The organism is Corynebacterium frankenforstense DSM 45800, from assembly GCF_001941485.1.
In the GTDB taxonomy this organism is placed as follows: domain Bacteria; phylum Actinomycetota; class Actinomycetes; order Mycobacteriales; family Mycobacteriaceae; genus Corynebacterium; species Corynebacterium frankenforstense.
In genome coordinates, this window is sequence record NZ_CP009247.1 from 1778555 (window position 1) to 1801784 (window position 23230).

16 protein-coding genes are annotated in these 23230 nt (G+C 70.8%); 7 read left to right on the plus strand and 9 right to left on the minus strand.

Annotation, left to right across the window (positions count from 1 at the left end; genetic code table 11):
- Positions 1 to 58: 58 nt before the first annotated feature.
- Positions 59 to 3625 (minus strand): DNA polymerase III subunit alpha, encoded by a 3567-nt coding sequence (gene dnaE / locus CFRA_RS07815; protein WP_075664956.1) that lies wholly within the window; start codon positions 3623 to 3625, stop codon positions 59 to 61.
- 40 nt (positions 3626 to 3665) lie between these two features.
- On the opposite strand from dnaE, the gene rarD reads away from it, so the two are divergent.
- Positions 3666 to 4586: an EamA family transporter RarD gene (gene rarD / locus CFRA_RS07820; RefSeq protein WP_075664184.1), complete on the plus strand. Its 921-nt coding sequence runs from the start codon at positions 3666 to 3668 to the stop codon at positions 4584 to 4586.
- Between the two features lie 458 nt (positions 4587 to 5044).
- Positions 5045 to 6316, plus strand: coding sequence for an HNH endonuclease signature motif containing protein (locus CFRA_RS07825; RefSeq protein WP_075664185.1), 1272 nt, complete (start codon positions 5045 to 5047; stop codon positions 6314 to 6316).
- 778 nt (positions 6317 to 7094) lie between these two features.
- Here the strand turns inward: CFRA_RS07825 and CFRA_RS07830 are convergent.
- Genes CFRA_RS07830 through lspA form a run of 3 tightly spaced genes read right to left on the minus strand, consistent with a single transcriptional unit; the run spans position 7095 to position 9080 of the window.
- Positions 7095 to 7625, minus strand: a complete 531-nt coding sequence (locus CFRA_RS07830) for a hypothetical protein (RefSeq protein WP_075664186.1) — start codon at positions 7623 to 7625, stop codon at positions 7095 to 7097.
- The gene (locus tag CFRA_RS07835; protein ID WP_075664187.1) at positions 7622 to 8575 is read right to left on the minus strand and encodes an RluA family pseudouridine synthase; all 954 of its coding nucleotides are present in this window, start codon (positions 8573 to 8575) and stop codon (positions 7622 to 7624) included. The genes CFRA_RS07830 and CFRA_RS07835 overlap by 4 nt, the downstream gene beginning before the upstream one ends.
- Positions 8541 to 9080 carry a signal peptidase II gene (lspA, locus tag CFRA_RS07840; protein WP_075664188.1) on the minus strand — a complete coding sequence of 180 codons (540 nt, stop codon included), beginning with the start codon at positions 9078 to 9080 and terminating at the stop codon, positions 8541 to 8543. Before lspA ends, CFRA_RS07835 begins: the two co-directional genes overlap by 35 nt.
- Positions 9081 to 9191: 111 nt before the next feature.
- Between lspA and CFRA_RS07845 the strand changes: the two genes are divergently transcribed.
- The 3 genes from CFRA_RS07845 (at position 9192) to CFRA_RS07855 (ending at position 13348) form a co-directional block, all read left to right on the plus strand.
- Positions 9192 to 10154, plus strand: a complete 963-nt coding sequence (locus CFRA_RS07845; protein WP_075664189.1) for a hypothetical protein — start codon at positions 9192 to 9194, stop codon at positions 10152 to 10154.
- 13 nt (positions 10155 to 10167) lie between these two features.
- Positions 10168 to 11853: an ABC-F family ATP-binding cassette domain-containing protein gene (locus CFRA_RS07850; protein WP_075664190.1), complete on the plus strand. Its 1686-nt coding sequence runs from the start codon at positions 10168 to 10170 to the stop codon at positions 11851 to 11853.
- Positions 11854 to 12133: 280 nt separating this feature from the next.
- Positions 12134 to 13348 carry an IS110 family RNA-guided transposase gene (locus CFRA_RS07855; protein WP_075664191.1) on the plus strand — a complete coding sequence of 405 codons (1215 nt, stop codon included), beginning with the start codon at positions 12134 to 12136 and terminating at the stop codon, positions 13346 to 13348.
- A 324-nt stretch (positions 13349 to 13672) separates the two neighbouring features.
- Here the strand turns inward: CFRA_RS07855 and CFRA_RS07860 are convergent, their stop codons facing one another.
- The 4 genes from CFRA_RS07860 to CFRA_RS07875 form a co-directional block, all read right to left on the minus strand.
- Entirely contained in the window at positions 13673 to 14341 is a 669-nt protein-coding gene (locus tag CFRA_RS07860) for a WKL family lipoprotein (protein ID WP_075664192.1), read from the minus strand.
- Between the two features lie 96 nt (positions 14342 to 14437).
- Positions 14438 to 15850: a DNA polymerase IV gene (locus CFRA_RS07865; RefSeq protein ID WP_075664193.1), complete on the minus strand. Its 1413-nt coding sequence runs from the start codon at positions 15848 to 15850 to the stop codon at positions 14438 to 14440.
- A gap of 28 nt (positions 15851 to 15878) precedes the next feature.
- Complete coding sequence (gene xylB, locus CFRA_RS07870) at positions 15879 to 17261, minus strand: xylulokinase (RefSeq protein WP_075664194.1); 1383 nt, start codon at positions 17259 to 17261, stop codon at positions 15879 to 15881.
- A gap of 323 nt (positions 17262 to 17584) precedes the next feature.
- Positions 17585 to 18388, minus strand: coding sequence for a DeoR/GlpR family DNA-binding transcription regulator (locus CFRA_RS07875; RefSeq protein WP_245797525.1), 804 nt, complete (start codon positions 18386 to 18388; stop codon positions 17585 to 17587).
- A 205-nt stretch (positions 18389 to 18593) separates the two neighbouring features.
- On the opposite strand from CFRA_RS07875, the gene CFRA_RS07880 reads away from it, so the two are divergent.
- Both CFRA_RS07880 and CFRA_RS07885 read left to right on the plus strand, forming a co-directional pair.
- Positions 18594 to 19937 (plus strand): RbtT/DalT/CsbX family MFS transporter, encoded by a 1344-nt coding sequence (locus CFRA_RS07880; protein WP_075664195.1) that lies wholly within the window; start codon positions 18594 to 18596, stop codon positions 19935 to 19937.
- Between the two features lie 31 nt (positions 19938 to 19968).
- Positions 19969 to 21480 (plus strand): mannitol dehydrogenase family protein, encoded by a 1512-nt coding sequence (locus CFRA_RS07885; protein WP_075664196.1) that lies wholly within the window; start codon positions 19969 to 19971, stop codon positions 21478 to 21480.
- Positions 21481 to 21550: 70 nt separating this feature from the next.
- Here the strand turns inward: CFRA_RS07885 and CFRA_RS07890 are convergent, their stop codons facing one another.
- Positions 21551 to 22963: an amino acid permease gene (locus CFRA_RS07890; protein ID WP_075664197.1), complete on the minus strand. Its 1413-nt coding sequence runs from the start codon at positions 22961 to 22963 to the stop codon at positions 21551 to 21553.
- Between the last annotated feature and the right edge of the window lie 267 nt (positions 22964 to 23230).

A 23230-nucleotide genomic window follows, 5' to 3' on the forward strand; every position in this document is an offset into this window, starting at 1 on the left:
GACGCCCACGCCGCGCCGGACCGCGCACGGCGACCGACGGGGCGTCGGCAATTCAGCGTCAGCCGAGGATGCCGGGGCCCATCGACGCCTTGAGGTCGCCCATCAGGGAGGTCGAGCGTTCGACGCGGAGGTGCTCGTCGAGCACCAGCAGCTCGCTGTCCGAGCCGTTGGTCAGGTTGAGGTAGACGTCGCTGTCACCGGGGTTGCGCTGCAGCACGTGCTTGAGCTTCGCGATGTTGGTCAGCGTGCACTGGTCGGTGCGCATCGTCAGGCGCAGCGGCAGGCCGCGGCCGTTGCCTGCGCCCAGGTCCGGGACCTTCAGGTCGTCGCAGAAGAGGCTCATGCGGTCGTCGCGCACGTTGACGTGCACGCGGGCGAGGATGATGTTGTCCTCGACGATCTGCGGGGCCACCAGCGAATAGACCTTGTTGAACACCAGGATCTCGGCCGAGGCGCCGTTGTGGTCCTCCACCGTGACGATCGCCCAGGGCGAGCCGTCCTTCTTGGAGAAGCGCCGGTCCACCGCCGAGATGATGCCGCCGATGACCAGCTCCTGGCGGTCGTGGACCTCCCCGGAGATGATCTTCGTGATCGGGGTGTCCGTCTGCGCGTTGAGCGCCTCCTCGAAGCCGTCGAGCGGGTGGCCCGAGACGTAGAGGCCCAGCATCTCGCGCTCCAGGGCGAGCTTGTGCTTGCGGTCCCACTCCTCGTCGGGGACGTCCACGGCGAAGACGTTGTCCACCGCCGAGGCCTCCTCCCCGCCGCCGAGGCCCGCGAAGAGGTCGAACTGGCCGCGGTCGGCCGCCTTCTTCGTGGAGGTCACCGCGTCGACGGCGTCCTCGTGGATGAGCGCCAGCCCCTTGCGCGGCAGGTCCATCGAGTCGAAGGCGCCGGCCTTGATCAGGGACTCGGTGACGCGCTTGTTGCAGGCGACCAGGTCGATCTTCTCCAGGTAGTCGGAGAAGTCCCGGTAGGCGCCCTTCTCCTGGCGGGCGCGCACGATGCCGGCGACGACGTCGTGGCCGACGTTGCGGATCGCGCCGAGGCCGAAGCGGATGTCCTCGCCGACGGCCATGAAGTCGTCCTCGGACTCGTTGACGTCCGGGGAGAGCACGCGGATGCCCAGGTGGCGGCAGTCCGAGAGGTAGAGGGCCGACTTGTCCTTGTTGCTGGCCACCGAGGACAGAAGCGCGGCCATGTACTCGGCGGTGTAGTTCGCCTTCAGGTAGGCCGTCCAGTAGCTGACCAGGCCGTAGCCCGCGGCGTGGGACTTGTTGAACGCGTAGGAGGCGAACGGCTCGATGGTGCCCCACAGCGCGTCGATGGCGTCCTTGGAGTAGCCGTTGTCCTTCATGCCGCCGGCGAACTTCTCGTACTGCTTCGCCAGGACCTCGGGCTTCTTCTTGCCCATGGCCTTACGGAAGTTGTCGGCCTCGCCGGCGGTGTAGTTGGCCACCTTCTGCGAGATACGCATGATCTGCTCCTGGTAGACGATCAGACCGTAGGTCTCCTCCAGGATGTCGTGCAGCGGCTCCTCGAGCTCCGGGTGGATCGGGGTCATCGGCTTGCGGCCGTTCTTGCGGTCGGCGTAGTCGAAGTGGGCGTTGACGCCCATCGGGCCCGGGCGGTAGAGGGCCAGGGAGGCGACGATGTCCTTGAAACCCGTCGGCTTCATGCGCTTGAGCAACTCCTGCATGCCGCCGCCGTCGAGCTGGAAGATGCCGAGCGTGTCGCCGCGGCCGAGCAGCTCGTAGACCTTCGGGTCGTCGGTGACCAGCTTCTCGAGGTGGATCTCCTCGCCGCGGTTCTTCTTGATGTTCTCCACGGCGTCGCCCAGCACGGTCAGGTTGCGCAGGCCCAGGAAGTCCATCTTCAGCAGGCCGATGGCCTCGCAGGCCGGGTAGTCCCAGCCGGTGATGATCGCGCCGTCGGCCGGGCGCTGCCACATCGGGATGTGGTCCATCAGCGGCACCGAGGCCATGATCACCGCGCAGGCGTGGACGCCGGCCTGGCGGACCACGCCCTCGAGGCCGAGGGCGGTGTCGTAGATCTTGCGCACATCCGGGTCGGACTCGATGAGGCTGCGCACCTCGCCGGCCTCCGCGTAGCGCTCGTGCTCCGGGTCGGTGATGCCGTGCAGCGGGATGTCCTTGGCCATAATCGCCGGCGGCAGGGCCTTGGTGATGCGGTCGGCCATCTGGTAGCCGGGCTGGCCGAACTGCACGCGCGCGGAGTCCTTCAGCGCCTGCTTGGTCTTGACGGTGCCGAAGGTGATCACCTGGGCGATCTTGTCGGCGCCCCAGCGGTCGGCGGCGTAGCGGATCATCTCCTCGCGGCGGCGGTCGTCGAAGTCGATGTCGATATCCGGTGCGGAGGGGCGCTCCGGGTTGAGGAATCGCTCGAAGAGGAGGTCGTGCTCCATCGGGTCGATGTTGGTGATGGTCAGCGCGTAGGCGACCAGGGAGCCGGCGGCCGAGCCACGGCCCGGCCCGACGCGGATGCCGACCTTGCGGGCGTGCTTGATCAGCTCGGCGACGATGAGGAAGTAGGACGGGTAGCCCTTCATGTCGATGACGCCGATCTCGTACTTGGCGCGCTCGGTGTACTTCTCGGGCACCTCGCCGCCCGGGAAGCGGTTGGCCAGCCCGCGCATGACCTCCTCGGTCAGCCAGGAGGTCGGGGTGTAGCCCTCCGGGACGTCGGCGATCGGCATGCGGTCGTGGGGGTGCTCCTCCCACAGCTCCGAGTAGTCGCCGACGCGCTCGGCGATCCAGAGGGTGTTGTCGCAGCCGTCGGGCACGATGTCGTCGAACATCTCGCGCATCTGTTCGGCGGTCTTCAGGTAGTACTCGGGGCCGTTGAACTTGAAGCGGTCCGGGTCGTGCAGGGTCTTGCCGGTCTGGACGCAGAGCATGGCCTCGTGGGGGCCGGCCTGGGACTGCAGCACGTAGTGGCAGTCGTTGGTCACCAGGGGCGGCAGGTTGAGCTTGCGGCCGACCTCGAGGAGCTCGCGGCGCACGCGCTGCTCGATGTCGAGGTCGTGGTCCATCAGCTCGAGGAAGAAGTTGTCCTTGCCGTAGATGTCCTGCCACTTGGCGGCGGCCTCGACGGCGGCGTCGAACTGGCCGAGGCGCAGGTGGGTCTGCACGTCGCCGGAGGGGCAGCCGGTGGTGGCGATGATGCCCTCGGCGTGCTCGGCGATCAGCTCGGCGTCCATGCGCGGCCACTTGCCCAGCTGGCCCTCGTAGGAGGCCAGCGAGGAGAGCTTGAACAGGTTGTGCAGGCCGGTGGCGTTCTCGGCGAGCATGGTCTGGTGCAGGTAGGCGCCGGAGGCGGAGACGTCGTCGGACTTCTGGTGCGGCTCGCCCCAGCGGATGCGCTTCTTGTTGAAGCGGCTCTCGGGGGCCATGTAGGTCTCGATGCCGATGATCGGCTTGATCCCGGCCTTGGTCATGGTGCGGTAGAAGTTGTCGGTGCCGAACATGTTGCCGTGGTCGGTGATGCCCACCGCGGGCATGCCCTGGCGGACGGCCTCCTCGGCGAGCATGTCCACCTTCGCCATGCCGTCGAGCATGGAGTATTCGGTGTGGTTGTGCAGGTGGACGAAGCCCGATTTTTTGACCATGGCAGCCAGTGTATCGATGCGCGCAAGTACGATCACGGCCATGCTCTTCGGTGTCCTTGCCTACCTGTTGTGGGGCATTTTCCCGGCCTTCTTCCCGCTGCTGCTGCCCGCGGGGCCGCTGGAGATCCTCGCCCACCGCATCGTGTGGACGGCGCTGCTGATGGTGCTGGTGCTCGCGGTGACGCGCGGGTGGCGCGAGCTGCGTGCGGCCGGACGGGCGCAGTGGGCGCGCATGGCGCTGGCGGGTGTGGTCGTGGCGGGCAACTGGCTGATCTACGTCATCGCGGTCAACTCGGGCCACGTCGCCGACGCCGCGCTGGGCTACTTCATCAACCCGATCGTCAGTGTGCTGCTGGGGGTGCTCTTCCTCAATGAGCGGCTGCGGCCGGCGCAGACGGCGGCGGTGGGCATCGCTGCGGTCGGTGTGGTGTGGTTGGCGGTGCTCAGCGAGCAGCCGCCGGTGATGGGCGTCGGCCTGGCGCTCACCTTCGGCTGCTACGGGCTGATCAAGAAGAAGGTGACGGTGTCGTCGGCGGCGTCGTTGACGGCGGAGACGCTGGTGCTCACGCCGGTGGCGGCGGTGTATCTGGCGGTGCTCGCCGTGGGCGGGCAGGCGACGTTCGGCAACGCGGGTGCGACGAATGCGGTGCTGCTCGCGGTCTCCGGCGTGGTGACGGCGCTGCCGCTGCTGCTCTTCGGCGCGGCGGCGCACCGCCTGCCTCTGGCGACGATCGGCATGCTGCAGTTCCTCACGCCGACGATGCAGATGCTGTGGGCGCTGTTCGTGGTCGATGAGCAGCTCAGCGCGGCGCGCTGGGCGGGCTTCGTCATCATCTGGGTGGCCGTCGCCGTATTCATTGCCGACGTCGCGCGCACCGCCCGTCGTGCCCGACGCACCCGGCGCGCGGGTGCCGCCCCGATTGACGACGCCGCGCGTGCCGACACCGCGCGCCCGAGTTAAGGCCCCTCCTCCTTCTCGCGCAGACCTTCGCGCCCCTGCCTCATCTCTCTGTTTCCGCGCTCACGTCGACCCAGCGCCGCTGTGCGGAAGCCGCCGGTCTTTTCCGCACCGCTGCTTCTCCTGGCGTGCACCACAGGTGTCCACACCGCCGTCGGCCGCACGCAGACACAGCAGACACGGACGCCGCAGCGAAATGCCTGTGTGAGCGTCCCTGTCCGAGTAGAAGCGGTGGGGGTAAGAGCCGCTGACGGACTGTCGCCGGGCCCTGCGGCTTTCGGGCCTCCGAGTTCCGGCGATCCGGCTCGCGGGTTCCCTGGACTCGTCCCTCGCCCTCTTCTAGCTGAGACAGCCGGGCGCCGCCAGTGCGGGGCTGGCCGGGGTGTGGATGCCCGCGTGTGTTCCACAGCCGCGCAGCCGCGCTCTCGCGGGGCGGGGCCGCGGCCGGGATGCTGGGTCCCATGAACCCGCTCGACCAATACATCGAAGTCACCGGCCGGGGCATCGCCGTCGCCGAGGCCGCCGCCGGCCTGAGCCGGCACCGGCTCATCGACCTCGGCGTCGTGCCCGCGGACGCGCAGAAGATCGCGCGGATCGCCGGCGTCTACTTCCCCGCGAACCGGACCACTTCCCCGGCGATCGCCGCGGCCCGCGAGAACCGCCACTCCCTGGCCACCCTCGACATGATCGAGAACTACGCGCGCAGGGTCTCCGACCAGCGCCGGGCCTGGGGATTCCGTACCCGGGCCTGCGGCACGGCCGGCAACCACCAGGCGGTCAAGGAGGCCTGCGAACGCCTGCTTCTTGAGTTCAACGGGCCGGATGCCCCGGAGCCGGAGCGACGCCCGTCACTGCGCCTGATCAACTCGAGGACGCGCGGCCCCGGGCTCATCTTCCACGGCTCCTCAACCCAGGTCGCCGGGGTCTACCGGGCGGCAGTCGAGAAGGCCCGCCGGAACCTCGCCCGGACCACGGCCGGGTCGGACGCCCAGCCGGGTGCTCAGCCGGGTACCCGGGGCGACGGCTCCGGCGCCGCCACAAACACAGCTGCGGCCACCGGCACCGCTGCCGACGCTGACGGGCAGGCCGACGCCCGGCCCGACGAGCGCACCGAGGAGGACCGGATCGACCGGTTCGCTCTCGGCGAGGCCTTCGTGGAGGTCCTCGCCGAGGGGGTCCCGGAGACCGTCTACCACGCGGGCGTCGGCATCGTGCTCGACGAGCACACCCGGATTCTCGGGGGCGACGGCGACGACGTCGAACTGCTCGCCTCCGACGGCGCCCGGATGACCGGTTCCGAGTTCGTCCGGCTCATGCTCCGGGACCGCGCGGTTGTCGACCGGGCCGTGCTGGTCCACCCGGTGTCAGGGCCGGTCGACCTCTACCGGCTGGAGCGCTTCGCCTCGCCCAAGCAACGGGAGATCCTCCAGCAGGTCTACGGGGTCTGCGCCCACCCGGAGTGCAACCGGCCGGGCGTCTACAGCGAGGCGCACCACAAGGACAGCTTCGCCCGCGGCGGGATGACCAACCTGGACAACCTGGTGCTGCTGTGCCCCTGGCACAACGCCGCCAACGACGACGACCCGGACGCCCCCGCCCGGCACGGCCGCATCGAGTCGGACGGACTCGACGTCTACCGGCGGCTGCCCGGCGGGAGGCGGCAGCGGGACGACACGCCGACGATGGCGCGCCGAATCCTGAATGCCCGTACCGAGGCCCTCGCCGCCGCCTGACCCGCCGCGCCGACTGCACCGGCCGGAGTCAGCTGCACCAGCCGCGCCCGGCGACCGACCGGAGCCAGCCGTACCCGACGCACCGACCGGAGTCAGCCGCGCCCGGCACGGCCGGCGCGCGGAGCCGCAAAGACTTGCGCTGACCGGTCCGGAGGGCGCAGTGCGCCACTCAGCCCTGCGTCAACCGCGCCGAGCGCAGACACCCGGACCGGCTCTTCCACGACGGAGAACCGGGAATCCGGCACGCCCGAAGTCACCAGCCCGCCCCTGCTGGAGCCAGCCGCGCCGGCCGCACCGACTGGAGTCAGCAGCCCCCGGCGCACCGACTGGAGTCAGCCACTCCCGGCGCGCGGAGCCGCAAGAACTTGCGCTGACAGGGCCACAGGGCGCAGTGCGCCAGCCAGCCCTGCGTCAGCCGCGCGGAGCCCAGACACCCGCACCGGTTCTTTCAGGGGGGGGGACGGGAACCCCGCCTGCCCGGAATCGGTGCCTCTTCCAAGGCAGGCGCAGCTCTCCCGGAGAGGCGTAATCCGGCGCTGACGCCTCGACCCCACTTGACGGCAGATCTCCAGACCGGGTCTTCCGTACGGGCCCCGGGGTTCAGTGTACCTGCAATCGGCGCACCTACAGGCCCATCCCCGGGACCGAAACGTCGCTGAGGTCAGCGCACCCAGCCAGCGCGTTCAGTCGGCATCGAACAGCCAACCGGCTCAATCGGAGCACCGCGGTCAGCCGGCACAGTCAGCGCGGTCAGTGCAGCGAGGTCAGCGCAGCGCGGTCAGTGCAGGACGACGGGGCGCACGCCGATGCGGCCCCACGCCGCATCGGAGGGCAGGGCCTCGACCACCGCGACGTCGTCAATCCGGGTGAGCGCACGCAACGCGGAACCGTCGTCGTAGGCGACGACGCCGTCCAGTCGGTCGGCCTCGAACGGGGCGCGGGCCAGCTCGCGGGCGAAGACGTCGGCGCGGGTGGCGCCGGCGACGGGTTCGGGGACCTCGATCAGTCCGGCCTCGTGGGCCACGACGGCCGAGACCCGGTCCAGCCCACGGGTCGCCTCGTCCGCGGCCCGCGCGTCCAGCGGCGCGGCGAAGGTCACCAGCGCCCACACGGGTTGGTCGGCGGGGGCCTCGGCAAGCGAGTCGGCGGCCCGCGAACGGTAGTCCGCCGCGGACTCGTAGGACTCCATGCCCAGCTGGTCTCCGTTGACCGGGTCCGGGCGGTCGGTCAGGTCCGAACGCGACGCGAGCAGCACCACCGCCAGGGCGATCAGCGCCAGCACCGCCGCGGCGACGACGCCCCGCCTCACCGCCGGACCATCTCCAGCGCCCGGGAGAGATCCTCCGGATACGGCGCGGTGATCTCCATGCGGCGGCCGTCGGCCGGGTGGTCGAAGCCCAGGCACACCGCGTGCAGCCACTGGTGGTTCAGCCCGAGACGCTCGGCGAGCTTCGGGTCGCCGCCGTACATCGGGTCGCCCACGCACGGGTGGCGCAGCGCCGACATGTGCACGCGGATCTGGTGCGTGCGGCCCGTCTCCAGGTGCACCTCCAGCAGCGTCGCCTCCGGGAAGGCCTCCAGCGTCTTGTAGTGCGTGACCGCCGGCTTGCCGTCGGAGACCACCGCGAAGCGCCAGCCGGCCTTCGGGTGGCGGCCGATCGGCGCGTCGACCGTGCCGTTGAACGGGTCCGGGTGGCCCTGCACCAGCGCGTGGTACGTCTTGGCGACCGTGCGCTCGCGGAAGGCACGCTTGAGCACCGAGTAGCCGCGCTCGCTGGCGGCCACGACCATCACCCCGGAGGTGCCCACGTCCAGGCGCTGGACGATGCCCTTGCGCTCCGGCGGACCCGAGGTGGAGATGCGGAAGCCCGCCGCGGCCAGCCCGCCGGTGACGGTGGGCCCGTCCCAGCCGACGGTCGGGTGCGCGGCCACGCCCACCGGCTTGTTGACGGCGATGACGTCCGCGTCCGAGTACAGGATGTCCATGCCCTCGACCTCGCGCGGCGTCTCGGCCTCGAGCGGGCGCGCCGGCTCCGGGAGGGTGACCTCCAGCCAGGCGCCCTCGGTCAGGCGGGCGGACTTGCCCACGGGGGAATTTTCGACGAGCACATCACCGTCCTCCGCGAGTTGTGCCGCGACGGCGCGTGAGACGCCGAAGAGGCGGGCGACGCCGGCGTCGGCGCGCATGCCGGCCAGGCCCTCGGGGACGGGAAGTTGGCGGACCTCACGCACGGGCGGGCTCCTCTCCCTCGGCGTCATTGTCATCGGCGGTGTCAGCGGGGGCGGTGGCGTCCTCGTCCACACCGTCCGGATGCTCGCCGGCCTGCTCGCCGAAGAACATGCCCAGCACGAAGACGGCCACGCCGACCGTGATCGCGGAGTCGGCGAGGTTGAACACCGCGAAGTCGCCCACGGAGATGAAGTCGACGACGTGCCCGACGAAGAACGCGGGCTCGCGGAAGAGCCGGTCGACGAGGTTGCCGGCCGCTCCCCCGGCGATCAGGGCCAGCCCCACCGCCGTCCAGCGGTCGTGCACCCGCGGCGCGGCGACGGCCACGCCGACGACGAACGCGATCTGGATGCAGGTGAACAGCCAGGTCGAGTCGCTGCCCATGGAGAAGGCCGCACCGGAGTTGAACAGGAGCGTGAAGCGGAACCAGTCGCCGATCACCGCCACCGGCTGCCCGGGTTCCAGCCACCCGAGCATCAGCGTCTTGACCAACTGGTCGACCACGGCGACGGCGACCACCACCGCGGCCATCATGGCGGCGTATCCGCCCCCGTTCTCTCTCGGCTTCGTACTCACGCGACCATTATCACCGCCGCGGTGCGCCCGTGGCCAACCGCACCCGGCACGCACGGTAAATTAGTCACCGTGTCTGAAACCTCTCGACCGCAATTCCCGCGCCGTCGCGCCCTGGTCGCCCTGGCGGCGTCGCTGAGCCTCGCCCTGGCCGGCTGCGGCTCGGAGGCGGGTCTGCCCGACGACGACACCCGCACCGAGCAGGCCGTCGGCCTCGAGGTCGACCCCGTGCGCGTCACCGTCCAGGACGCGGGCGCCGAGCCGCGCGCCAACCTGGAGTTCCGCGACGTCGACAATCCGGCGCAGGAGACGACGGCGACGGTCGCACGCGGCTTCGCGCAGTCGGTCGCCCCCGCCGAACAGGCCGACCCGGCCGCGCCCGCCGCGCCCGACGGCCTCGACGCGGAGGGCCTGGAGACGACCGCCCTGCCGCTCACGGCCGCCACGACCGAGGCCGCCGCGGAGGACAACGGCTCCCGCCGCGTCCAGTTCCGCCTCGGCGAGACCGAGGACCTGCCCGGCGCGGCCGGCTTCGAGGCGGGTTGGACCGCGGAGGCCTCCGGCAAGGTCTCCACCGTGCGCCTCGCCCCGCCCGTCGACGCCGACGACGACACCCGCGCCGCCGCCGAGGACGCCGTGATGGGCATCGTCTCGCTGCCGGTCGTCTTCCCCGCCGACCCCGTCGGCCCCGGCGCCTCCTGGACCGTCGACTCGCGGGTGACCGGCCAGTCGACGCTGCTGCAGACGACGACCTACACGCTGGACTCCGTCGACGGCGACCGCGTCGAGCTGTCCGTGGCCGTCCAGCAGCGCCCGGCCGTCGGCGCGCTCGACATGTCCGGGGTGCCCGACGCCCCGGACGGCGAGCTGCGGGTGCTGCACTCCAACACGTCCTCGAGTGGTTCGCTGAGCGTCGATCTGACCCGCCCGCTGCCGGTGGCCGGCACCGTGGCCGCGACCACCCGCGTGACCTACGGCGGCGACGGCGACGCCCGGGTCATGCAGGACACCACCACCGCCCTCTCCTTCGGCTAGAACGGCAGGAACCGTGACCGAGACCAGGTACCACCACATCAAGCTGGACGGGGTGGGCTTCTCCTACCCCACCCACCGCGTGCTCACGGACGTCACGTTCACCGTGCCCGCCGGCCGCGTGATCGGGCTGATCGGCGAGAACGGCAGCGGCAAGTCGACGCTGATCTCGCTGATCAGCAAGCAGCGCCACCGCGACACCGGCTCGGTGGTGCGCCCACCGGTGACCGGCTTCATGGAGCAGGAGACCTCGCTGCCGGCCACCGCGCCGGCGCACGAGCTCATCGACGCCGCCGTCGCCGAGCTGCGCGGCATCGAGGCCGAGATCACGCGGCTGTCCGAGGCGATGGCCGCCGGCACCGCCGGGATTGACGACGCCGCGGCCTTCGACGCCGCACTGGCCCGTGCGGCCGAGGCGGGTGTGTGGGAGTTGGACGCCCGCATCGCCGAGGTGCTCGCCGGGCTGGGCCTGGCCGGCGTCGACCTGAAGACGCCGCTGGGCGACCTGTCCGGCGGGCAGCGTCGCCGCTTCGCGCTGGCGGCGCTGCTGCTGCGGCCGCTGGACGCGATGGTGCTCGACGAGCCGACGAACCACCTCGACGACGACGCGGTGGACTTCCTCATCGACGAGCTGCGGGCCTTCCCCGGGCCGGTGCTGGTGGCCAGCCACGACCGTTACTTCCTCGACGAGGTGGCCGACTCCATCGTGGACATGGACCCCTCGCTGGACCCGGAGGGGCGTGCCGAGGAGGGGCTGACGCGCCAGGACACGCTCTTCGGCGGCGGGTTCTCCGACTACCTGAAGGCGCGCGAGAAGGCGCGGCGGCTGTGGCGGGAGCGCTACAACGCCCAGGAGCAGGAGCGCGAGCGGCTCGAGTCGCGCGCGCGGCAGACCGGCGAGGACGTCTTCCACTCGCAGGTGGCCAAGTCCGAGGTGCGCATGGCAGCGAAGTTCCAGGCGGACCGGGCGGCCAAGACGGTCGGGGCGCGGGTGCGCTCGGCGAAGTCGCGGCTGGCGGACCTGGAGCGCGACGAGATCCCGGCGCCGCCGGAGCGGCTGCGTTTCCGCGGCGTGCCGGACAGTCACCTGGCCAGCCTCGGCGAGCCGGCGGTCACGGCGCGTTCGGTGGCGGTGGCCGGGCGGCTGGCGCCGGTGAACCTGAAAGTGCAGCCCGGCGCGCACTGGCTGATCGAGGGGCCCAACGGGGCGGGCAAGTCGACGCTGCTCTCGGTGATCGAGGGCACCGTGGCGCCGACCGCGGGCGAGGTGCGCATCCCCGAGGAGGTCACGATCGCCCGGCTGCGCCAGGACGACCACTGGGAGGACCTGGACCTGCCGGCGGCGGTGGCCTTCGAGCGCGAGGTCGCCAAGGGGCCGTGGGGCCGGTCGAAGCGGGCGAAGACGCCGCCGACGCTGACCGAGCTGGGGCTGCTCTCCGAGGAGGACGCGGCGCGCCCGCTGCGGGCCCTGTCCTTCGGTCAGCGCCGCCGCGTGGCCCTCGGCGCGGTGCTCGCCTCTCCCCCGGACCTGCTGCTTCTCGACGAGCCGACGAACCACCTCTCGCTGGCCCTGGCCGAGGAGCTCGAGGACGCGCTCGCCGACTTCGAGGGCACCGTGCTCATGGCCACCCACGACCGCTGGGTGCGCCGCCGCTGGCAGGGCAAGGTGCTGCACCTCGAGCCGGTCGACGGCCGCGCCTGACTCCCGCTTCGCCCCTGCTTCTCTCTCTCCCCCCCCCCGTTACCTTGAGACTGTCCCCGATAATGGGGATGGTCGCTGGACCCGGCATGGCTATCCGCCCCTGTCACCTCCATGATCCGGGGGGTGTTGCCACCGGGGACAGAGACATCTGCCGACAGCTAATAGGGACACGGCCCACCGATTTTCACCAGTCGGTATCGAGGTCTCAACGTAACGTGGGTGCCTGCTGCAGACGTCATGACCGGCGACCGGCACTATCCGAACGACCGGAAAGACCATCATGGCCGGCTCACCTGCCGACGTCTTCCTCGGAATCGACGTCGGTAAAACCTCCCACCACGCCTGCGGCCTCACCACCGACGGCACGAAGATCTACGACAAAGCTCTCGCACAAGACGAATCAGCACTCAGGTCGCTGTTCACCGAACTCAAAGACACATACGGTCGAGTCCTCGTCATCGTCGACCAGCCCAACACCATCGGCGCACTTCCCGTCGCTGTAGCCCGCGACTGCAACGTCGATGTGGCGTACCTTCCCGGCCTGGCCATGCGAAAAGCCGCTGACCTCTACGGCGGAAAGTCAAAAACTGACCGCAAGGACGCATTCATCATCGCTGACACCGCCCGATGCATGCCTCACACGCTGAGGGCCGTCGACCACAACGACGAAATGCTCAGCGCCCTGAAAGTCCTCGCCGGCTTCGACGAAGACCTTGCCAAAGACACCACCCGAGCCCGCAACCGCGCACGTGGACTTCTCACACAGATCCATCCGCCACTGGAACAGGTCATAGGCCCGAAGCTGGCTCATCCGCTCATCCTCCAGCTCCTCGCGCACTATCGGGGACCGTCAGGATTGAAGAAGGCAGGCCCAGCACGTGTGGCAAAGTGGCTTGCCGCCCGCAGCAAGCAGGACGTCAGTGATCTGGTCGACCAGATCTTCACTGCCCTGGATGCACAGACAGTCACCGTTCCCGGGACGAAAGCCGCTGAAACCGTGCTTCCGGCACTCGCGCACCACATCCAGTCCCTTCTGGAGCAACGAGCCGCCATCGCAGCAGAAGTCGAGGAGATGGTCGCCGACCACCCTTTAGCTGAGGTCTTGATGTCCATGCCCGGCGTCGGCATCAAGACAGCCGCGAAAATCCTCCTGACCGTCGGCGACGGATCGGATTTCCCGGATGCTGCACACCTGGCTGCCTACGCCGGTATTGCGCCGGTCAGTCGAATATCCGGCTCGTCGATCCGGGGAGAACACCCCGCACGAAGCGGCAATAAGACCCTCAAGAACGCACTGTTCTACTCGGCGTTCGCCTCACTACGAAGCCATAGGCCCTCACGCCAGTACTACGAACGCAAACGCGCAGAAGGAAAACGCCACAACGCAGCGGTGATGTGTCTTGCACGCAGGCGGTGCAACGTCATTTTCGCGATGCTGAAAAACCGGGAATACTTCCGCGAAATCCCACCACGTCATGAGCAGATAGCGGCTTGAGCCACTCCTGATCATGCCGAGCCCCGCCGGGCCCCAGGGGTCCGGCGCCTAGGCGTGCCCGAAAACCGGCACCCCCAAAGCCCACACAACATCACATCGTGGAGTCGGCGCCGGAGTTGACACCTGACATAGGGACACCCCCCCAGCATGGCGCCCTGTCGCCGTCACGGCCGTCAGAAGCCAGGGGCTCTAAGCCAGAAGACGCTGTGCCCGGGGGTCTCTGAAGCCGGGACAGCGCAAAACGCCGAAGGCCCCGCGTACCGCAAGGTACGCAGGGCCGGGTGGGACGCGACGTCGGCAAGCGACGACGTGGCGGGGCGGTGACTACTGCGCCGGGGCCTCCTCGGCGGGAGCCTCGGCGGGCGCCTCAGCCGGGGCCTCCTCGGCGGGAGCCCCCTCCGGGGCACCCTCGGCCGGGGCCTCCGCGGGGGCCTCGCCCTCCGGGGCGCCCTCGACCGGGCCGTCGACCGGGTCCTCGGCCGGGGCGTCACCCTGGCACATCGCGGGGACCTGCTCCGGCTCGACGGTGTTGGAGATCAGCATGCACGCCCAGGACTGGGAGAGCTTCCAGACGCCGTCCTCGTGGACGAACTCGACGTCCTCGGCGACCTGGTCCTCCTGGTCCGGCACGCTGAAGACGACCTTCGCGATGACGTACTCCGGGGTGTAGCCCGGCAGGATCGGGTCGACCACGGTGAACTTCGCGCCCGAGTCCTGCTGCGAGGCGGTCATGACGTCGAAGAGCTCCGGGGCGGTCTCGCCGCCCTGGACGGTCTGGGTCTTCTCCTCCAGCGGCACGTTCGGGTCGGTGGCACGCTGCAGCACCGCGTTGAGCTCCTCGGCGGTCGGCGGCTCGACGCTGGCCTGCGTCGCCGACGAGGTGGCCTCGGACGACGAGGTGGACTCGCCGTTGTCGGAGTCGTCCGAGCAGGCGCTCAGGGTCAGGCCGAGTCCGACGACGACGGCCGCGGCGGTGATCGTGGAAAACTTCAAGATCTCTCCTCGGTTCAGTCCTTCCCCGGCGGCGCCACCGGGGAGATTTCCGTTAACAGGGTACACGCGAGTGACGCATGAAGATATTTTCGCCTCTCACTCCTCCTGCTCCTCCTGCGCGGCGAGCCAGTCACCCCAGTCCAGCGAGTCCAGGGGGTCGCCCGGGGCGAGGTCCGGGTCGTCGACGGCGAAGGTGCGCGCCCGGCCCGGCCCCGAGGCGCGCGTCTCGAAGCGCACCGTGACCACCCCGGAGCCCGTGCCCTGCACCCAGCCGTGGCCGAACTCGCTGTGCACCACGTCCTCCGTGGCCCGCCAGCCGCTCTCGGCGGCCTCGGACTCCACGGTGATCTCCAGGCCGGCGCCGTCGGCCGGGGCCGCCGCGCCCACCTCGTAGTCGTCCGTGGCCGAGGTGCTGACCGGCGTGGCCACCAGCAGCTCGTCGAGCTCCGGAAAGAGCACGTCCTGGCGCGCGTCCTCCAGGCCGGAGTAACCCACCCCGACCAGGCGCACCGGGCCGACCTCGTCCGGGTAGCGCGTCAGCCGGCGCGCGACCGCGCCCAGCGTCGCCTCGTCGTCGGTGGCGTGGCCCAGCGTCGCTGAGCGGGACTCGATGTGGAAGTCCGCCATGCGCAACTTGACCGTGACGGTGCGCGCCCCGCGGCCGTCGTTGAGCAGGCGACGGTGCGCGTCCTCGGCGGCCCTCTCCACCGCGGCGTCGACCTGCGCGCGCGTGACCAGGTCGCGCGGGTAGGTGTGCTCGGCGGAGACGGACTTGGCCTCGGCGCGCGGCTCGACGGGGCGGTCGTCGTGGCCGCGCGCCAGCTCCCACAGCTGCACGCCCACGGTCGCACCCAGGGTCAGCTCGACCTCCCGGCGCGACATCGCCGCCAGGTCCCCGATCGTCTCCACCCCGGCGGTGCGCAGCTTCGCACCCGTCACGGGGCCGACGCCCCAGAGCTTGTCGACGGCGAGCGGGTGCAGGAAGTCGAGCTCCTCGGCGTGCGGGATGACGCGGTGGCCGTCGGGCTTGGCCTCGCCGGAGCCGATCTTGGCGAACTGCTTGCCCGAGCCCGCGCCCACCGACGCCGGCAGGCCGGTCTCCTCGCGGATCGCGGCGCGCAGCTGCTCGGCCCACTCCGTGACCTCCTCGGCCGTGGCGCCGACCAGGGCGGGCGGCTCGAGGAAGGCCTCGTCGATGGACAGCTGCTCGATCTTGTCGGCCGGCACGAAGCGCGCCACCGTGGCGAAGACGCGGCGCGAGGCCGTGGAGTAGACGATGCGGCGCGGGGCGACGAGCACGGCCTTCGCACCGACCAGCGCGGTGGCCCGGTGCATCGGCATCGCGGAGTGGGCGCCGTAGCGGCGGGCCTCGTAGGACGCGCCCGCGACCACGCCGCGGCCCGACACCCCGCCGACGAGGACGGGCCGGCCGCGCAGGGTGGGCCGGGTCAGCTGCTCGCAGGACGCGAAGAACGCGTCCATGTCGATGTGGAGGACCCAGCGCTGCATGCCCCCAGGGTATCGGGGCGGGGGTGGGTCACCAGCCGGCGGTGGCCTCCCGCAGCCGGGCGTAGCGGGCGAAGGTCGCCTCGTCCGGCTCCGCCTCGTAGACGCTCTCCTCGAACGTCCGCCACCGCGGCGGCTCCTCGGCGCCCGTGAGCGCCCACGCCGCCTGACGCGCCGCGCCCAGCGCGACGTACTCCGCCGGCTCCGGGGCCACGACGGGCACGCCGAACACGGCGGGCGCGATCCGGCGGGCGGCCGCCGCGCGGGCGGCGCCGCCGATGAGGAGGATGCGGCGGGTCGGGGTTCCGGTGGCCGCGGCGAGGGCCTCGACCGCGTCGCGCATGGAGCACAGCACGCCCTCGAACGCGGCCCGGGCGATGTCCTCGCGGCCGGTGGCCGTGGTCAGGCCGCTGAAGACACCGGTCGCGTTCGGCCGGTTCGGGGTGCGCTCACCGTCGAAGTACGGCAGCAGCACCACGCCGTGCGAACCGGGTTCGGCCGCCAGCGCCATCTCCGAGAGCTCCTCGTGGCCCACACCCAGCGTGCGGGCCGCGAAGTCGAACACCCGGGCACCGTTGAGCGTGCAGGCCAGGGGCAGGTAGCGGCCCGTGGCGTCGCAGAAGCCGGTCACCATGCCGGTCGGGTCGTGGACGCTGTCGTCGACGACGGCGCTGGCCACACCCGAGGTGCCGAGGGAGACGCAGACGTCGCCCGGCTGCAGCCCGAGCCCGAGCGCGGCCGCCATGTTGTCCCCGGTGCCGGCCGCCACGACGGCGCCCGAGGCGGTGGTGCCCACCTGCTCCGAGGGCTCGGCGATGCGCGGCAGGTCGATCGCGTGGCCGAGGTAGCGCTCGGCGAGCTCCGGGACGAAGCGGCGGTTGCGGGTGTCGTAGTACCCCGTGCCGGAGGCGTCGCCGTGGTCCGTGGTGTATTCGGCGCACCCGCCGAGGTGCCAGGTCAGATAGTCGTGCGGGAGCAGCACGGCGGCCGTGCGCGCGGCGTTGTCCGGCTCGTTGTCCCGCAGCCAGCGCAGCTTCGTGCCCGTGATCGAGGCGACGAACACGCTGCCGGTCTGGTCCGCGCAGGCCTCCGGCCCGCCCAGCTCCTCGACGAGGGTCTCGGCCTGGGCGGCGGAGGAGGTGTCGTTCCACAGCATCGCGTCCCGGACGACCTCGCCGTCCGCGTCGAGCGGTACCATGCCGTGCTGCTGGCCGGCGACCGCCACGGCGTCGGCGCGGTCGAGCAGCGGGCCGGCCGCCTGCTTCATCGCGTCGACCCAGGCGCGGGGATCAACCTGGGTGCCTTCGGGGTGCGCGGCGCGCGACTCCTCGATGACCTGGCCGGTGTCCACGTCGACGAGGAGGGCCTTGCAGGACTGGGTTGACGAGTCGATTCCGAGAACGTAGCTGGACATCACTGGTTCCTTGGTCGTCTTGGGAGGGGCGGTGGGTCAGTCGTCTTCAATTGTGCGGGGCCGTGTCCTTGGCGGGCGTGGCCCGGGCGGTACAGCGATGGGGCGGGCGCGGTCCGCGGCGGGGCACGGTCCGCGCACGGTCACGGTCACGGTCCGCGGCGGGCGTGGCCCGGGCGGTACGGCAATGGGCCAAGCGTGGTCCGCGGCGGGCACGGTCGCGGCCCGGTCACGGTCGCGGTCCGGGGACCGTCCGGTGGCGTTCCGGTCCCGCTCCCGGGAGGTGGTTTGGGAGGTACGCAGGACCTGGCGGTGGTCAGGGTCGGTCACGGTCTGTCAGGGCCGGTCGGGACCGGGACGCGGTGGATCCTCGCGCCGGAGGCGGCGAGCATCTCGGCGGCCCGGTCGGTGAGGTCGTCCTCGACGACCACGTCGTCGAAGGCGTCCAGGCCGGTCACGAAGTAGAGTCCGGCGGCGCCGAACTTGGAGGCGTCCGCGACGAGGATCCGCCGTCGGCCGAGCCGCACGCAAGCGGCCTTCGTCAGAGCGGCGTCCTCGTCCGGGTGGTAGAGCCCGCCGCCGCGGACGCTCGTCGTCGAGACCACCGAGACATCCGCCGAAAGCTCCTCCGTCTGGCGCGCGGTGGCCTGGCCGAGGAACGAGTCGGTGCCCGCGACGTACCTGCCGCCGAGCCCGATCAACGGCACCTGGGGGGCCTGGTGCGCGAAGTAGGTGATCAGTCCGAGGGAGTGGGTGATCACGGCCGACGGCGCCTTGTCCACGAGCAGCGGTCCGAGGGCCTCCACCGTGGTCGAGTCGTCGAGCGCGATCACCTCCCCCTCCCCGATCAGCTCAGCGGTGGCCTCGGCCAGACGCTGCTTGGCCGTGACGTTGAGGGTGCGTCGCTGGGCCACGTCGCGCTCGGTCAACTGCCCGGACACGGCGCGGGCGCCGCCGCGGACACGCTCGACCTGGCCCGAGGCGTCGAGGGCCTCCAGGTCGCGGTGGACCGTCATGGCGCTGACCTGGAACAGGTCCGCCAGCTGATCGACGCGGATCGCACCGGCGGCGTTGATCCGGTCGACCATCTCGGCCCGGCGGGCCTCGGGTCCGGTCAAGGGTTTGGTCACTGCGTACAACCTCCTGTCCCCATTTAACACCACAGTCACAGCGAACCACACCCCTTCCACAAATTCACTCATCTTTTCAACACTTCACCACCGGTTTCCCACATTTTCTGTTACTCGGATGTTGACTTTTGTGATGAACGTGGCACGATGACCCCTAGCGCAGCGCACACAACACCATCCACCGGAACACACCGCGGAGCAGAACATGGCGCAACCCATCTCCGCCCAGAGCCAGGAGACACCCGCCGACGGCGGCGTCCTCGAGAAGCTCGGGCTCCCCCGCCCCCTGGTCTGGGGCTTCGTCGGCCTCGCGATCTTCATGATCGGCGACGGCGTCGAGACAAACATCCTCGAACCCTTCCTCAGCTCCGAGCACGGATTCACCGTCTCGAGCGCAGGCACCCTGGTCACCGTCTACGGCGTCGCCGTGGCGATCGCCGCGTTCTTCGCCGCGGCGCTCTCCGACCTGTGGGGACCGCGCAAGGTCATGACCCTGGGCGCCTCGATCTGGGTCGTCTTCGAGCTGGCCTTCCTCACCCTGGCGCTGACCAGCTCGAACACCGCGCTGATCTTCCTCACCTACGGCATCCGCGGCTTCGGCTACCCGCTGTTCGCCTACGGGTTCCTGGTCTGGATCACCGCCGTATCACCCGCCCGCCAGCTCGGCACCGGCGTGGGCTGGTTCTACGTCGCCTTCTCCGCCGGCCTGCCCACCCTGGGCGCCCTGACGGCGACGATCTCGATGCAGATGTTCGACCTGGACTTCTACCAGACCCTGTGGGTCTCGCTGTGCCTGGTCATCATCGGCTCCCTGTGCGCCCTCATCGGCGTGCGCGAGCGCATCGGCCGGCACCCGCTCGTCGACGACCCCTCCGACACCGCCGCCACGCTCGGCGCCGGGTTCCGGCTGCTCGCCCGCGACCGTCGGGCCCGCTTCGTGACCTACATCCGCACGATCAACTCCATCCCCACCTACGCGATGGCCATCTTCTTCCCCGCGTACTTCACCGAGGTGCTGGACTGGCCGCTGCACTGGTTCCTGCTGCTGACCACCGTGATCTACGCGGTCAACCTGCCCTTCAACCCGGTCAACGGCCGGCTGGGCGACCGCATCGGCTGGTCGCGGACCTGCGTGTGGTCCGGCTCCGTCTTCTGCGCGGTCACGATGGCCCTGGTCTACTTCGTGCCCCTGTCGCTCACCCGCGCCGGCGTCGCCGACTCCGTCGCCTTCGGCGCCACCCTCGTCGCCGGCGCCCTCTTCGGCGTCGCCCTGGCCGGCTTCGTCCCCCTGTCCGCCATCGCCGTCTCCCTGATGCCCGAGCGCCCCGGCGCGGCCATGTCGACCTACAACCTCGGCATCGGCGCCGCCGTCGCCGCCGGACCCGCGCTCGTGGCGGTCTTCCACCCGCTCGTGGGCAACACCGGCCTGGTCATCATCTTCGTCGTCCTCTACGTCATCTCGGCGTTCATGGGCCACGCCCTGCGTGGCACCCAACCCGGCTTCGACGGCGTCCCCGCCGACGCCGAGCTGAGCGACGTCGCCAATTAACCCCACCAGAACTCCTGAGGAGTCAATCCACATGAACACCCCCCGCCTCTCCAACGCCCTGCTCCCCGAGCTCGCCGCCAAGGGCATCGACGTGCCCGGCTACGACCGCTCCGCCGTCACCCCCGGCATCGTCCACTTCGGCGTCGGCGGCTTCCACCGCGCGCACCAGGCCCGCTACCTCGACGAGCTGATGAACAAGGGCGAGGCGCTCGACTTCGGCATCGTCGGCATGGGCGTCATGCCCTCCGACTCGAAGATGCGCGACGCCCTCGCCGGCCAGGACCACCTCTACACCCTGACCGAGAAGGCCCCCGACGGCGGCGAGCACGCCCGCGTCATCGGCTCGATCATCGACTACGTCTTCGCACCCGACGACCCCCAGGCCGCCGTCGACCGGCTCACCGACCCCGCCATCCGCATCGTGTCGCTGACCGTGACCGAGGGCGGCTACAACTTCGACCACGTCCACGGCGAGTTCGACTACGACGACGAGCACGTCGCCGCCGACATCGCGGACCTCAAGCGCGGCGAGACCGGCCACCTGCGCACCTTCTTCGGCCTGGTCACCGCCGCGCTCGCCGCCCGGCGCGCCGCCGGCACCACCCCGTTCACCGTGATGAGCTGCGACAACATCCAGGGCAACGGGCACATGGCCGAGCGCATGTTCCAGGCCTTCGCCCGCGCGGTCGACGAGGACCTCGCCACCTGGATCGACGCCGAGGTGCCCTTCCCGAACTCCATGGTCGACCGCATCACCCCGGAGACCACCGACGGCGACCGCGCCGACGTCGTCTCCACGCACGGCTACGAGGACGCCTGGCCCGTGGTCTGCGAGGACTTCACCCAGTGGGTCCTCGAGGACAACTTCGTCGACGGGCGCCCGGCCTACGAGCACGTGGGCGTCGAGGTCGTCTCCGACGTCGTGCCCTACGAGCTGATGAAGCTGCGCCTGCTCAACGCCTCCCACCAGGGCCTGTGCTACTTCGGCTACCTCGCCGGCCACCGCCTGGTGCACGAGGTGATGAACGACGAGCGCTTCCCCAAGTTCCTGCTCGCCTACATGGAGCTCGAGGGCACCCCGTCGCTGCGCCCGCTGCCGGGCGTCGACCTGGACGCCTACCGGCACGAGCTGATCTCCCGGTTCGGCAACATCGCCGTCAAGGACACCGTCGCGCGCCTGTGCGCCGAGTCCTCGGACCGCATCCCCAAGTGGCTGCTGCCGGTGGTGCGCGAGAACCTCGCGGCCGACCGCCCGATCGAGCTCTCCGCGGCGATCGTCGCCAGCTGGGCCCGCTACGCCGAGGGCGTCGACGAGGAGGGCGACGAGATCACCATCGTCGACCGGATGGCCGACCGCCTGCACGAGACCGCCCAGCACAACCACGAGGACGTCCTGGCGTTCCTGCGCGACCGCGAGGTCTTCGGGGACCTGGTCGACGAGCCGCGGTTCACCGAGGCCTACTCCCGGGCGCTGACCTCCCTGCACGAGAAGGGCACCGCGGCGACCGTGGACGCGCTGCTCGAGCAGGTCGGGCGCGCCTGATCCGGAAAGCGGCCGAGGGGCGCACGGGCGCGGGGCCCGGGGCGGGCTGGACCGCCGCGGACGCCCCGCGTCACCGCCGCCGGTGCAGCGCCCACCACCCGCCGGCGAACAGCGGCGGCAGCGCGACGGCGGCCGTGGCCAGCGTCCACGTGCCCACCGGGTAGTCGAAGCCCATGAGCACGACCACCCCGAGCAGGAAGGCGCCGACGATCACGTCGCTCGCCGTGCCCAGCGGGTTGCGGAAGGCCGGCCGCTCGAGCCGCCCGGCGCGCACGTCGCGCATCATCCCGGCGTGGCTGGCCACGATCATCAGCCACATCCCCAGGATCCCCACCGAGCCCAGGTTCAGCACGATCTCGAAGGCCTGGTGCGGCACGACGTAGTTGAGCACGATGCCCGCGACCATCAGCCCGGCGGTCAGCCACACGCCGTTGCGCGGCACACCGGTGGGCGACATGCGACCCAGGAACGCCGGCGCGGAACCGGTGTGCGCCAGCGGCTTGAGGATGCGCGCGGTGGCGTAGAGCCCGGCGTTGACGCTGGAGAGCGCGGCGGTGAGCACGACCAGGTTCATGATGTCGCCGGCGCCCGGCACCCCGAGCGCGGTCATGAACGTGACGAACGGGCTCTCGTCGCCGGAGTAGACCTCCGCGGGCAGCAGCACGGCGAGCAGGAAGACGCTGCCGACGTAGAAGAGCACGATGCGCCAGACGGTCGTGTTGATCGCGCGCGGGATCTCGCGGGCGGGGTTCTCGGTCTCGCCGGCGGCCACGCCGATCATGTCGATGCCCGCGTAGGCGAAGATCACGCCCTGGGTCATCACGACCAGCGGCACCACCCCGTTGGGGAACCATCCGCCGCCCTCGGCGAGCGTGGCCAGCCCGGGTTCGTGCCCGCCGACGTGGTGCCCGGTGACGATCACGGCCACGCCGACGACTATGAAGACCACGAGCGCGGCGACCTTGATGAACGCGAACCAGAACTCCGCCTCACCGAAGACCTTCACCCCGGTGAGGTTCACCCCGACCACCACGACGAGTGCCACGGCCACCAACGCCCACTGCGGCACGGACTGGAAGACGGGCCAGTAGCGCAGGTAGACGGCGATGGCGGTCAGCTCGGCGATGCCGACGGTCACCCACGCCATGAAGTAGATCCAGCCGGCGAAGAACGCCGCCTTGTCGCCGAGGAACTCGCGCGAGTAGCTGGCGAAGGACCCGGAGGTCGGCCGGTGGACGACCATCTCGCCGAGCGAGCGCAGCATCAGGTAGCCGATGAGCCCGCACACGGCGTAGACGATCGCGAGCCCGGGCCCGCCGGCGTGCAGGCGGCCGCCGGCGCCGAGGAAGAGCCCCGTGCCGAGCGCCCCGCCCAGGGCGATCATCTGGATGTGGCGGTGCTTGAGGTCGCGGCGGTAGCCCGCGGTCTCCGCTGCGTGTTCGTCGCGCGCGGGTGCGACGCCTGGTCGACTGGAGACTGTCATGCCTGCGATTATCACCCCGAGACGTACCAAGCAGTCTATTTTGGGCGCAGTTATATTCACTCCCCCGATTGCCGACGTCCCGTACGCCCCGCCCGGCGCCCCCGGTTGCGGAGGGCGTTGCGCTCCGGTCGGCGCGGCCTGCGTTGCGCGGGCAGCGCGACCTGCGAGCGGCATCACGCCCGTTGCCGCGCGCCGCAGGTGGCGCGCCACGCCCCATCGCACCCGGCGGGAGTCGGGCGCCAAGTGGCGGAAGGCGCGGCGTCGGCA

Bases quoted from the DNA above. Each gene is read 5' to 3' on its own strand.
- dnaE (WP_075664956.1), bottom strand. From the start codon at position 3,625: ATGGTCAAAAAATCGGGCTTCGTCCACCTGCACAACCACACCGAATAC.
- rarD (WP_075664184.1), top strand. From the start codon at position 3,666: ATGCTCTTCGGTGTCCTTGCCTACCTGTTGTGGGGCATTTTCCCGGCC.
- CFRA_RS07825 (WP_075664185.1), top strand. From the start codon at position 5,045: ATGAACCCGCTCGACCAATACATCGAAGTCACCGGCCGGGGCATCGCC.
- CFRA_RS07835 (WP_075664187.1), bottom strand. From the start codon at position 8,575: ATGACGCCGAGGGAGAGGAGCCCGCCCGTGCGTGAGGTCCGCCAACTT.
- lspA (WP_075664188.1), bottom strand. From the start codon at position 9,080: ATGATGGCCGCGGTGGTGGTCGCCGTCGCCGTGGTCGACCAGTTGGTC.
- CFRA_RS07855 (WP_075664191.1), top strand. From the start codon at position 12,134: ATGGCCGGCTCACCTGCCGACGTCTTCCTCGGAATCGACGTCGGTAAA.
- CFRA_RS07865 (WP_075664193.1), bottom strand. From the start codon at position 15,850: ATGCAGCGCTGGGTCCTCCACATCGACATGGACGCGTTCTTCGCGTCC.
- xylB (WP_075664194.1), bottom strand. From the start codon at position 17,261: ATGTCCAGCTACGTTCTCGGAATCGACTCGTCAACCCAGTCCTGCAAG.
- CFRA_RS07880 (WP_075664195.1), top strand. From the start codon at position 18,594: ATGGCGCAACCCATCTCCGCCCAGAGCCAGGAGACACCCGCCGACGGC.
- CFRA_RS07885 (WP_075664196.1), top strand. From the start codon at position 19,969: ATGAACACCCCCCGCCTCTCCAACGCCCTGCTCCCCGAGCTCGCCGCC.
- CFRA_RS07890 (WP_075664197.1), bottom strand. From the start codon at position 22,963: ATGACAGTCTCCAGTCGACCAGGCGTCGCACCCGCGCGCGACGAACAC.